General features: G+C 45.4%; 11 protein-coding genes and 12 tRNA genes. All 23 read left to right on the plus strand.

Annotation, left to right across the window (positions count from 1 at the left end; genetic code table 11):
• The first annotated feature begins 153 nt into the window (after positions 1–153).
• The 23 genes from ACFPXP_RS02270 (at position 154) to ACFPXP_RS02380 (ending at position 11,171) form a co-directional block, all read left to right on the plus strand.
• Positions 154–229: transfer RNA gene (locus tag ACFPXP_RS02270), tRNA-Asn, on the plus strand.
• 3 nt (positions 230–232) lie between these two features.
• Positions 233–325: transfer RNA gene (locus tag ACFPXP_RS02275), tRNA-Ser, on the plus strand.
• 10 nt (positions 326–335) lie between these two features.
• Positions 336–410: transfer RNA gene (locus tag ACFPXP_RS02280), tRNA-Glu, on the plus strand.
• A 41-nt stretch (positions 411–451) separates the two neighbouring features.
• Positions 452–525, plus strand: a tRNA-Met gene (locus ACFPXP_RS02285).
• 56 nt (positions 526–581) lie between these two features.
• Positions 582–658 (plus strand) — tRNA-Asp (locus ACFPXP_RS02290).
• 7 nt (positions 659–665) lie between these two features.
• Positions 666–741: transfer RNA gene (locus tag ACFPXP_RS02295), tRNA-Thr, on the plus strand.
• A gap of 17 nt (positions 742–758) precedes the next feature.
• Positions 759–831, plus strand: a tRNA-His gene (locus ACFPXP_RS02300).
• A 10-nt stretch (positions 832–841) separates the two neighbouring features.
• A tRNA-Gln gene (locus ACFPXP_RS02305) sits at positions 842–913 on the plus strand.
• 7 nt (positions 914–920) lie between these two features.
• Positions 921–996: transfer RNA gene (locus ACFPXP_RS02310), tRNA-Lys, on the plus strand.
• 10 nt (positions 997–1,006) lie between these two features.
• Positions 1,007–1,090: transfer RNA gene (locus ACFPXP_RS02315), tRNA-Leu, on the plus strand.
• Between the two features lie 9 nt (positions 1,091–1,099).
• Positions 1,100–1,174 (plus strand) — tRNA-Gly (locus ACFPXP_RS02320).
• A gap of 9 nt (positions 1,175–1,183) precedes the next feature.
• A tRNA-Leu gene (locus ACFPXP_RS02325) sits at positions 1,184–1,266 on the plus strand.
• A gap of 887 nt (positions 1,267–2,153) precedes the next feature.
• Entirely contained in the window at positions 2,154–5,033 is a 2,880-nt protein-coding gene (locus ACFPXP_RS02330) for a Na+/H+ antiporter subunit A (protein ID WP_379892004.1), read from the plus strand.
• Between the two features lie 2 nt (positions 5,034–5,035).
• Complete coding sequence (locus tag ACFPXP_RS02335; RefSeq protein ID WP_379892006.1) at positions 5,036–5,380, plus strand: Na(+)/H(+) antiporter subunit C; 345 nt, start codon at positions 5,036–5,038, stop codon at positions 5,378–5,380.
• The gene (locus ACFPXP_RS02340) at positions 5,373–6,851 is read left to right on the plus strand and encodes a Na+/H+ antiporter subunit D (RefSeq protein WP_379892008.1); all 1,479 of its coding nucleotides are present in this window, start codon (positions 5,373–5,375) and stop codon (positions 6,849–6,851) included. Before ACFPXP_RS02335 ends, ACFPXP_RS02340 begins: the two co-directional genes overlap by 8 nt.
• 5 nt (positions 6,852–6,856) lie before the next feature.
• The gene (locus tag ACFPXP_RS02345; RefSeq protein ID WP_379892010.1) at positions 6,857–7,339 is read left to right on the plus strand and encodes a Na+/H+ antiporter subunit E; all 483 of its coding nucleotides are present in this window, start codon (positions 6,857–6,859) and stop codon (positions 7,337–7,339) included.
• Positions 7,332–7,628: a Na(+)/H(+) antiporter subunit F1 gene (locus tag ACFPXP_RS02350; RefSeq protein WP_379892012.1), complete on the plus strand. Its 297-nt coding sequence runs from the start codon at positions 7,332–7,334 to the stop codon at positions 7,626–7,628. The genes ACFPXP_RS02345 and ACFPXP_RS02350 overlap by 8 nt, the downstream gene beginning before the upstream one ends.
• Positions 7,600–7,992 carry a monovalent cation/H(+) antiporter subunit G gene (mnhG, locus tag ACFPXP_RS02355; protein WP_379892014.1) on the plus strand — a complete coding sequence of 131 codons (393 nt, stop codon included), beginning with the start codon at positions 7,600–7,602 and terminating at the stop codon, positions 7,990–7,992. The genes ACFPXP_RS02350 and mnhG overlap by 29 nt, the downstream gene beginning before the upstream one ends.
• Before the next feature lie 153 nt (positions 7,993–8,145).
• Complete coding sequence (locus ACFPXP_RS02360) at positions 8,146–8,487, plus strand: DUF2512 family protein (RefSeq protein ID WP_379892016.1); 342 nt, start codon at positions 8,146–8,148, stop codon at positions 8,485–8,487.
• A gap of 202 nt (positions 8,488–8,689) precedes the next feature.
• Positions 8,690–8,998, plus strand: coding sequence for a LysM peptidoglycan-binding domain-containing protein (locus ACFPXP_RS02365; protein WP_379892018.1), 309 nt, complete (start codon positions 8,690–8,692; stop codon positions 8,996–8,998).
• Between the two features lie 213 nt (positions 8,999–9,211).
• On the plus strand, positions 9,212–9,499 hold the full coding sequence (locus tag ACFPXP_RS02370; protein WP_379892020.1) for a hypothetical protein: 288 nt from the start codon (positions 9,212–9,214) through the stop codon (positions 9,497–9,499).
• The gene (locus ACFPXP_RS02375) at positions 9,483–10,904 is read left to right on the plus strand and encodes an FMN-binding glutamate synthase family protein (protein WP_379892021.1); all 1,422 of its coding nucleotides are present in this window, start codon (positions 9,483–9,485) and stop codon (positions 10,902–10,904) included. Before ACFPXP_RS02370 ends, ACFPXP_RS02375 begins: the two co-directional genes overlap by 17 nt.
• A gap of 63 nt (positions 10,905–10,967) precedes the next feature.
• A complete protein-coding gene (locus ACFPXP_RS02380; protein ID WP_379892023.1) occupies positions 10,968–11,171 on the plus strand; it encodes a YozQ family protein in 204 nt (67 codons plus the stop codon).
• Positions 11,172–11,381 lie beyond the last annotated feature (210 nt).

An 11,381-nucleotide genomic window follows, 5' to 3' on the forward strand; every position in this document is an offset into this window, starting at 1 on the left:
GACGTGAAGCGCTGTAGCTTATTCAGATACTTTTTCGGGGCCCATACAAAGATTCCATCAGGAATCAAAAGATCGACAGTATGTTGATCAACAAGCAACCTTACACTTTCGCATTCAGTTTTGAAGGTACAAGCCTTCTGGTGTTATTATTGTTCCCTGATAGCTCAGTTGGTAGAGCACTCGGCTGTTAACCGAGTTGTCACAGGTTCGAGTCCTGTTCGGGGAGCCATCTGGAGAGATGTCCGAGTTTGGTCGAAGGAGCACGATTGGAAATCGTGTAGGCGCCAAAAGCGTCTCGAGGGTTCGAATCCCTCTCTCTCCGCCAGAATACATAAGGCCCCTTGGTCAAGCGGTTAAGACACCGCCCTTTCACGGCGGTAACACGGGTTCGAATCCCGTAGGGGTCACCATTTCCTTTTGGAAGGGAAATGCGTTATTATAAACATATTGACGCGGGGTGGAGCAGTTCGGTAGCTCGTCGGGCTCATAACCCGAAGGCCGCAGGTTCAAATCCTGCCCCCGCAATTAAATAAACCTTATAAAAGGATTAGAGTAATTTAATGCTTAGTAAGGGAATACTAGGAGCTGTGGTGTAGAGGCCTAACATGCCTGCCTGTCACGCAGGAGACCGCGGGTTCGAATCCCGTCAGCTCCGCCATTCGTTTGCCGTTGTAGCTCAATTGGTAGAGCAACTGACTTGTAATCAGTAGGTTGGGGGTTCAAGTCCTCTCGACGGCACCATTTCTTCATGAATCTTGGCGACCGTGGCGAAGTGGTTAACGCACCGGATTGTGGCTCCGGCATTCGTGGGTTCGATTCCCATCGGTCGCCCTTTAAATATAGGGGGTTAGCCAAGCGGTAAGGCAACGGACTTTGACTCCGTCATGCATAGGTTCGAATCCTATACCCCCTGTTTTTATGAGCCATTAGCTCAGTCGGTAGAGCACCTGACTTTTAATCAGGGTGTCGAAGGTTCGAGTCCTTCATGGCTCACCAGTGTTACAATGCGCGTGTGGCGGAATTGGCAGACGCACTAGACTTAGGATCTAGCGTCTTTGACGTGGGGGTTCAAGTCCCTCCACGCGCACCATTCATTAATGCGGACGTGGCTCAGTGGTAGAGCATCGCCTTGCCAAGGCGAGGGTCGCGAGTTCGAATCTCGTCGTCCGCTCCATATGAATAAGCCGGTGTGGCGGAATGGCAGACGCGACGGACTCAAAATCCGTTTCTGGCAACAGAGTGGGGGTTCAAGTCCCTTCACCGGCATTCACGGATGTAGTTAATGGTAGAACTCCCGTTGGAAGCTGACAGCGTGGGGATCGATTCTCTTCATCCACATAAAAAAGAGCCTTGTCGGCTCTTTTTTTGTTGGGAAAAGACACCTCTTAAAATGACGACCGACCGCAAAAAGCATCGTAAAGGTTATCCACAAGTTGGACTTGCGTCATTCCTACCTATATTCGAGCCGAAGGCACCAAGCAAATAAGAAGTGGGGGAATCATGATTCTTACTGCAAAATGAGATAAGCAGTAAAGTAGTGAAGCTATTGAATTTCAGGAATTGTGAAATATGTGTCATAGGTAAAAATAATAGTTGTCTAAGTTACTGAGAACAGCCGAAATTTGATGAAACCAAGCTGCTTGTTTTACGTATAAAAAAGACGCGATTATTCATTTTGAAGACACATCCTTAACACTTTTCGTCTATCATTCTTTTTTCAGAGATCGTATAATTTTTGCATATTCTCTTGGTTTAAAGGGTTTAATCGACTCATTGTGCAATATTTGAATCTCGTGAACTGAACGAATTTGCAGGTGACTGTATCGATGCTGTATCATGCGATCGTTCAAGACCCATGCGCATAAAAACAATATGACAAAAATGCTGCTGCATATGATGGCTTTTTTTAAAATCATGCGGTTCACTCCTTTAACCATAGAATGGTCTTCCGGAGCCCTTTTTTATACCAACCAACAGTGAAATTATAGAGGTCCATGTTGCGGAGAGCTGGCGCAGAGTGTGTCGACCTGATGAACATTGTGTTAAAAACTGTTCGTCCTACTTGATATTTGGTTATAATTTGAAGGGGTTGGATACGTTAGATGTAGAGGAGTGCATGTGCTTTTATTTTCATCAAGATGGGGGTATCAAGGTTGTCTTTATTACATTTCCTGATTTTGCTTCCTTTGCTTGCCGCAATATTGGTTCCGTTCTTAAGAAAGGCTGCAAGCAAAATACATACGGGTTGGTTTGTACTCGCTATACCGGCGGTGCTTTTCATTTATTTTGTAAGCAAAATTCCTCAGGTCCAAGATGGGGAATATTTGCTGGAGACGATGTCGTGGATCCCATCGTTGGATCTCAATTTTACCGTTTATCTTGACGGGCTTGGCATCCTCTTCGCACTGCTGATTTCAGGCATCGGGACGTTGGTTGTTTTATATTCGATCTATTATTTGGACAAGCAAAAGGAAGCCATTCATCAGTTCTACGTTTATTTGCTGATGTTTATGGCGGCGATGCTGGGGGTAACCCTTTCCGATAACCTAATCGTTCTATACGGGTTTTGGGAGTTAACCAGCATATCATCCTTTCTTTTGATTGGTTTTTGGAATCATCGGGATCGTTCCAGGTACGGCGCACAAAAATCCATGCTGATTACGGTTTTTGGCGGCTTCGCGATGCTGGCAGGGTTTATCCTCATGTACTTGATGACTGGCAGCTTCAGCGTAAGGGAAATCATCGCGGATTTAAACGTGGTGCAGAATCATTCGTTGTTCTTGCCAGCAATGATATTGGTGCTTCTCGGCGCCTTCACCAAGTCCGCACAATTTCCGTTTCATATTTGGCTGCCTGATGCGATGGAAGCTCCGACACCAGTCAGCGCTTATTTGCACTCTGCTACGATGGTGAAGGCAGGCATTTATTTGGTGGCTCGTCTTAGTCCGGTGTTTGCAGGGAATGCGGAATGGTTTTGGATCGTATCGAGCGTGGGATTGATTACGCTTTGCTGGGGTTCTTTCTTTGCGGTAAAACAGACGGATTTGAAAGGGATTCTCGCTTATTCTACGATCAGTCAATTGGGAATGATTATGAGCTTGTTAGGGCTGGGATCTGCCGCTGTATATTATGGCGCGGGTTCGCAATCGGATTATTATATTAAAGCCACGACAGCAGCCGTCTTTCATCTCATTAATCATGCTACATTCAAAGGTGCATTGTTTATGGTGGCAGGTATTGTCGACCATGAAACTGGAACCCGTGACATTAGACGCTTGGGCGGATTAATGACACTGATGCCGATCTCGTTCACACTCATGTTAATCGGTACTTTCTCTATGGCCGGATTACCTCCGTTTAACGGCTTTTTGAGTAAAGAAATGTTCTTCACGGCTATGGTGAACGCAGCTGAAATGAATTTCTTCAACATGGAGACTTGGGGCGTTCTGTTCCCGGTCTTAGCTTGGCTTGCTTCCGTGTTTACGTTTATTTACAGCATGATCCTGCTGTTTAAAACATTCAGAGGATCTCTGAAACTGGAACAATTACCGAAAAAACCTCACGAAGCTCCTCTTGGCATGCTGCTGTCTCCTATGATCCTAGCGTCCTTAGTGGTGATTTTCGGCTTGTTTCCAAACATCTTATCGTATAGCCTAATTGAGCCGGCGATGGCTTCTATCCTGCCGTCATTATTACAGCCGGGTGACCAATTTTTAGTGCATATTTCGCACTGGCATGGTTGGCAAACAGAAATTTTTATGACGATAGGGGTCATCGTCTTCGGAACTTTGCTGTTTTTGTCACTGCGCTACCTGCAGCGCATCTATCGTTGGATTCCTGAAAAGCTGTCCCTGAATCTTCTATATGATAAAGGGCTGTCTGCGGTAGATCAAGGTTCTAACCGTTTAACGCGCTTTTATATGCGCGGTTCGGTGCGTCAATATTTGATTTATATTTTTGCATTCATGATCGTGATGCTGTGCTATTCATTGATCCGCTTTGATGCAATGGTTTGGACAGGGGCAGAATATGCCGATATGTCGATCTATGAAATCGTGCTGGTCATCATTTTGGTAGCATCGGCAGCCGCTGTACCTTTCTCCCAATCACGCCTTACGTCGATTATATTGGTTGGTGCGGTGGGATATATTGTTACGCTGTTCTTTGTTATCTTCCGTGCGCCAGATTTAGCGTTGACGCAGATGGTCGTTGAGACCGTATCCGTTGCATTATTCCTGTTGTGCTTCTACCATTTGCCGAAGCTGAAGAAAGAGCTGACATCCATCAAGTTTAAGCTTAGCAACTTTGTCATCTCTCTCGGCGTAGGGATAACGATGACCTTGATTTCGATTTCCGTAACCAATCAACGCTTATTTGAATCCATTTCAGATTTCTTCCTCGAAGAAAGTTATCGATTGGCTGGAGGCAAGAACGTAGTCAACGTCATTCTTGTGGATTTTAGAGGATTTGATACACTTCTGGAGATTATGGTTCTCGGTGTGGCTTCATTAGGGATCTACACGATGATCCGATTGCGTCTTGAGGAGACTAAGCGGGAAGATAAAGAAAAAGCATATACGCCGGAATATGTGTTTCCAAGCTTTGGCTGGATGCGCAGTAACGATGTGATTTTACAGACGGTAACGAAGGTGGTTGTATTTATTATTTTGGCCTTCTCCGTATTTATTTTCCTTGCAGGGCATAACCATCCCGGCGGGGGGTTTATCGGCGGGCTCATTACCTCCTCGGCGCTTGTTCTGCTGGCATTAGCCTTCGATTTGAAGACTATTCGCAATGTCATTCCAGCGGATTTCCGTAGAATTACGGCAGCAGGATTGTTGATCGCTGTATTGACCGGTATCGGTTCATTTGTATTCGATGCACCATTTTTAAGTCATACGTTCGGCTACTTTGATTTGCCGCTGTTAGGCAAGACCGAATTGGCGACCGCTACGATATTCGATTTGGGCGTTTACTTAGCCGTTGTAGGCGTTACAATGACCATTATTTTGACTATTGGGGAGGATCGCTGAATATGGAAATTGTAATGTCCATTGCAATTGGGGTTCTGTTCATGGTAGGGACTTACCTTATCTTAACTCGAAGCTTGCTGAGAATCATTCTAGGAACATCCATACTTACACATGCGGTACACTTGCTCCTGTTAACGATGTCTCGCTTAAAAACCGGCGCAGCTCCTCTGCTGGGTGAGGATACAGGGAATTTCGTTGACCCGCTGCCGCATGCATTAATACTAACCTCTATTGTCATCAATTTTGGGGTGACGGCATTTTTCTTCGTTTTGGCTTATCGGTCTTATCAAGAGCTGGGAACGGATGATATGGAACTGCTGAGGGGACAGGAGGATGAGCATGAATAATCTTGTTGTCATGCCGCTGCTCATTCCGCTCGTAACCGGTGTTTTGCTTATATTTTGCAAAAATCAAGTGAATTTACAGCGTTGGATTAGCGGAATAAGTGTCATAATGAATACGGTTTGCGCCGCGCTTCTCGTTCGAGAAGTACACGAGAATGGGATCTTAACGCTGAGTATGAGCGGTTGGGATGCACCTTACGGAATCGTATTTGTGGCGGATATGTTCGCCTCGCTGCTTGTCTTGACGACAACCATCGTCAGCAGCATTTGTTTGTTTTATGCGTTCGGCAGTATTGGACGCGAGAGGGAGACGCATTATTTTTATCCGTTTATGCAATTTCTAACCGTGGGCGTCATTGGATCTTTTTTGACGGGGGATATTTTTAACCTGTTTGTTTGCTTTGAAATCATGCTGATTTCTTCTTACGCGCTTATTGTGTTGGGCGGTACGAAGAAACAGCTGAGAGAATCGTTGAAATATTTGCTCATCAATATTATTTCCTCGACGCTGTTCGTTGCTTCGGTTGCCTACTTGTACGGTGTTGTCGGGACACTCAATATGGCTGATCTTTCCCTTCGAATCGCAGAGACGGGGCAGGATGGCATTTTGAATGTTGTTGCGATGCTGTTTTTAATCGTATTCAGCTTAAAAGCGGGATTGTTCCTGTTTTATTGGCTTCCTGGTTCCTACAGCGCGCCGCCTCCTGTCATTATTGCATTGTTTAGCGGATTGCTGACGAAGGTAGGCTTATATGCGATTATACGCGTATTTACGCTCATCTTTGCACATTCAGACTTTATGAACTCTGTCATCGCTTGGATGGCCGTTATTTCAATGATTGCCGGAGTTATTGGGGCAGTTGCCTATTCCGATGTATATCGAATTCTGATTTATAACATTGTGTACGGCGTCGGTTTTGTTGCCTTCGGTTTGGCGGTATCGAATGAGCAATCGATGAATGGTGCAGTGTATTATCTCATGAATGATATGCTTGTTAAAACGCTGCTTTTCCTCTTAGGTGGAGCGATGATTATGGCGGCCGGTACCGAAAAGCTGAAAGAAATGGGAGGGCTCATACGGCGCTATCCGCTGCTTGGCTGGTTATTTTTTGTAGCGGCGATGGCATTGGTTGGAGTTCCGCCTTTAAGCGGATTTATAGGAAAGCTTCTAATCGTTCAGGGTGGGTTTCATGCAGAAATGTATTGGCTGACGGGGATCAGCCTTTTCTCCAGTCTTCTAGTGCTCTATTCGGTCATTAAGCTGTTCATTGGAGCTTTTTGGGGAGAACCCGCAGATGCACTACAGCGGACCGAACCCATTAAACTAGGACGTCTCCTTGCTCCATCAGCGGTTTTGGTAGCTCTAGTCGTATGGATGGGAATCGGTGCCGAATGGATCATCCCGTACGTTCATGAGGCTGGAAACGTGCTGCTTGACCCTCAGCTATACATTCAAGCCGTCTTGAAGGAGTAGTGAATATGGCATTTCAAATATTGATCAATATGATCATTGCGTTTGTCTGGATGTTTTTAAACAACAGCTGGAATCCGGTTCATTTTATGATGGGTTATGCTTTGGGACTGGGCTTCTTATTTCTGCTTCGCCGATTTATTTCTTACAATTTCTACATGAGGAAGGTCTGGGCGATCTTCAAGCTGATCGTTCTTTTCTTGAAAGAACTGCTGTTGTCCAATTTCGATGTGCTGGCACACGTGCTTCGTCCGAAGTTGAAGATCAGCCCTGGTGTATTCGCATTAAAAACCGAACTGAAATCGGATTGGGAAATTACGGCCTTAGCCTGCTTAATTACGTTAACGCCAGGGACCTTGACGATGGAAGTTTCTCCGAATAATCAGGTGCTCTATATTCATGCGCTGAATATTGATGATGCGGATGAACTCGCTGCGCAGATTAAAGGAAGCTTCGAGAAAGCCATCATGGAGGTGAGCCGAAATGTTTGATGCGATGCTGTTAATCGCTTTAATTATTTTATCTGTGTCTATCCTAGGCTGTCTGTACAGAGTACTGAAAGGGCCATCTATGGCAGATCGTATCATTGCGCTCGACTCCATCGGCATCCATTTGATTGCTGTCATTGCGATACTTTCGGTTATGCTTCGAACGCAAGCGTTCTTGGATATCATTTTGTTAATCGGTATTCTTTCGTTTGTCGGAACGATTGCTTTTTCGAAATATTTGGAGAGAGGAGTGGTGATCGATAGTGAAAGAGATCATGGAGTCCATCGGTGAACCCGTTCTCTTGATTATGATCGTATTAGGAGCAATCGTCAGCTTAATCAGTACCATCGGGCTATTGCGTTTCCCTGATGTGTATACACGGTCACATGGGGTTAGTAAAAGCTCAACGCTTGGTGTACTGCTCATTTTGCTCGGCAGCTTTTTGTACTTTGCTTTTTTCGAAGGACATGCGAGTGCCAAGCTTATATTAGGCATCATCTTTGTATTCTTGACCGCCCCTGTTGGAGGTCACCTGATCAGTAGGGCAGCATATCGTACGGGTGTACCGCTTACGGAAAGAACTGTTCAAGAGCAATTAAAGGATGCGGTTGAAGCATTTGAAGCCAATGAGAAGAAAGCGAAGGAAAGAGAATAAAGATCAAGATATGACTGTGAAGGACTAGGAAATTATTGCTTGGCTAATGGAAGGAACAACCATTATGTTTTGAGCATTTTTATTGATCATTTGCGAATACTACCTATGAACAACCTAAAGGTGCTTTCTTACAAGAGAAAGGATGGTTCGTAAATGAATAAAATGCTTGTAAAAATGCTTGTGAACGCGGTGATTATTGTTCCGCTTCTAATGTATTTTGGTGAAGTTTCTTTTCTTACCGCATTAGTGAATGCAGTAGTATTATCGTTGATCGCTTATTTCGTAGGAGACCAAATGATACTGCGTGCGACCAACAATACAGTAGCTACGGTTTCAGACGGGATTTTGTCGTTCCTGTACTTGTGGATTGTTTCAGACTTTATGGATTGGGATTTAACGATCAGCGAAATTGTCATTACGTCGGTTATTCTTGCAGTCGCAGAAGCTTTTATCCATCGGTACATGGCTAGTGATGGTGAACGTACACACGCATAAGAAAGAAATAAATGAGACCGGCCGTCCATGAAGTCATCATGGCGGCTTTTTTGTGTTCAAGCTTGTAGAAGGTGTTCATTAAAATGAAACAATCACTGGAAATTCGCCCTTCATTTTATAAAAAGATGGGCGTTCACCCCTGTCAATCCGCCTAAAGTATTCATACAATGCATCGAGAACAATCTTTAGGAGGCAGGAATCGATGTACACGTATACGGTTCAACCGGGTGACACGATGTTTAGTATCGCAAATCGTTTTGGAGTACCGATTCAAACGATTATGCAAGCAAATAATTTGTCCAGCACACTCATTTTTGTAGGTCAAACGCTTCGCATTCCAGTACCTGGCCCAGGTCCCGGCCCAGGCCCAGGACCGGGACCTGGACCCGGGTTTCCACCAGGACGCCAGCTGGAGCAGCGGGTCAACCGATTGGAGAGGGAAGTCAATCGCCAAAGCCGTGAAATTAATCAATTAGAAAGACGAGTTAGAAGATTGGAGCAAGGGTCTTAAGTCAACATATTCAGGAAATACGATACGATTATGAATTATAAAAGAGAAGTAACTGCTTTAAATTGCCGCATATGCGGCTTTTTTTATTTATAGGGGTAATTTCCATCATCAATTGCTTCCCCATCCATAATATGGAGCAAATTCATGGAGATGTATGCTTACATATTATTTTTGTGCAGGGAAAATCTAATCAAAAAAAGGTTGGTGGAACCCATGCAGGAAGAATGGAAGCATGCACTCTATTACATTCAATCAGAGCTGCAGCGGATGGAGACAATGGCAGGTACATTGTCCACGATTGAACAAGAACATCACCGCAAATTGACGAATTATGAGCAGGGGGATTTATTAGACATCGCGGTGGAGGAACAAAGTGCGGCCCGTCAGCTAGGAATGATGAAGCAAATGTGCACGACGATGGCTCAACAGCTAGAAGCGCTTCAGAAGCAGGCGGATCGCTCATTCCAAGTGGAGAGTAATGGCAATGCTAAGGTTCATTGAGAATATGATTCGTTCCGCCATCAACGAAACGGTCGATAAAGCGATGACAAGAGCGATACGGGATCAATATACGGAAAATTTGTTTGAAATGGTTCCTGTATCAAGAAAAGTCGGTATCACAAACTTGATGGAAATCGTAATGCGTTCCAATCAAGGAACTCCAGTTTCTCGGCCTCTTGGCAGTCCGTTTCATTTTTCACCGTGGGAACAAATTCTGTTCAGTCCCGTTCATTTATTTCGCATGCCAACTCCGGAGAACGTAGGGATCGGTACATCGGTTACGATTGGACGACGTGCGAAAAAACCGCTCACGATTTCTATTCCAATCATGATTGCTGGGATGTCCTTCGGCGGCGCACTTAGTAAAAAGGCGAAGATCGCATTAGCCAAAGCAGCCACTTCTGTCGGTACTGCGACCAATTCAGGCGAAGCGGGATTGCTTGAAGAAGAACGCGAAGCAGCGAGTCTATTTATTGGCCAATACAATCGTGGCGGATGGATGAACAAGCCGGAACAGTACAAAAGATTGGACGCTATCGAAATTCAATTGGGTCAAGGAGCTCAGGGCTCAGCGCCGCAGAGAACAGCAGCCAAAAATATTGGCGAGGACTATAGAAAGGTATATGATCTAGCTCCAGGAGAGGATGCGCAAATCCATTCCCGCCTGCCTGGCGTCAATTCCAAAGAAGATTTCAACCAATTAGTCAGACGTCTCAGAGACGAAACTGGGGTACCTGTGGGGTTAAAGATCTCGGCGACGCATCACCTGGAGAAGGAACTGCAGGCTGCACTGGAAGCAGATGTCGATTTCATTACGGTCGACGGTGCCGAAGGAGGGACTCACGGGGGAGCCCCCACCCTGCAGGATGACGTGGGACTTCCTACAATGTTTGCGATCTCCCGTGCAGCTGATTTTTTGGCACGGAAGGGGGCGGCAGATCAAATCAGTCTTATTGCGACAGGCGGATTAGTGACGCCAGGACAAATGCTTAAAGCAATGGCATTGGGTGCCGATGCGGTTTATATTGGGGCAGCCGCCATGATGGCTCTGGTAGGTGATCAAATCGTCCAGACGATGCCCTTTGAACCGCCAACAAGCTTGGTTGTGTATTCGGGTAAAATGACGGAGAAGCTTGATGTCGAGAAAGCGGCACAAGGTTTGGTCCGTTATTTGCATGCGGCGGTTAAGGAGATGGAGATGGTGGCCGTTACATTAGGGCGAACCTCCCTCTCTGATATCACGAAATCGGATGTGTGCACTCTGGATCCTTTTGTATCGAAAGCGACTCGCATCCAGCTCGGCTATATCGCGCCGGAACAACAGGAGGATTTCTTTAAGGAAATGCAACCGTGGATGATGGCACAGAAGAACGAGGAGTTAGAGCAGCCTTCTCAAATTCACTAGGCTTCGGTTTGAAGTGACGTTATGCATATTGAAGCAAAACTAAAATGGATGGGAGGGAGTCAGGTGACTCCAAATCAAAACGGAAATGAGAAGCAAGAGCCGTTAGGCCGCAAAATGTATGAAGTCTCGGATTATGAGAAGAACACGCGAATGTCGAAAGGACTCGCAGAGACACATGAGCAGGTGAGCGATACGTTCACTTCAGGCAATAACGACGATACGTTTATTCGTGACGGGGTAGATCTAGTTCAGAAAGACCAGCAATAAAAATCGGAAAAGTTACTGTGTTTATCCGCTGATGACCAGTCCAATATTAGGTCGTAGTCATATACTGACATTGAAACTAATCCAAAAGGAGCCATTCCTGTAATGAAGTAATTTGCTCTTTGAAAAGAAAAAGCGCCTCCTGTATGCTGGGTCTCGGAATGGTTCGACATTCACTGCCCTAATTGAAGGAGGACGCTCAATATGAAGTAT

The sequence above is a fragment of the Marinicrinis lubricantis genome, from assembly GCF_042658665.1.
Taxonomy (GTDB): Bacteria; Bacillota; Bacilli; order Paenibacillales; family KCTC-33676; genus Marinicrinis; species Marinicrinis lubricantis.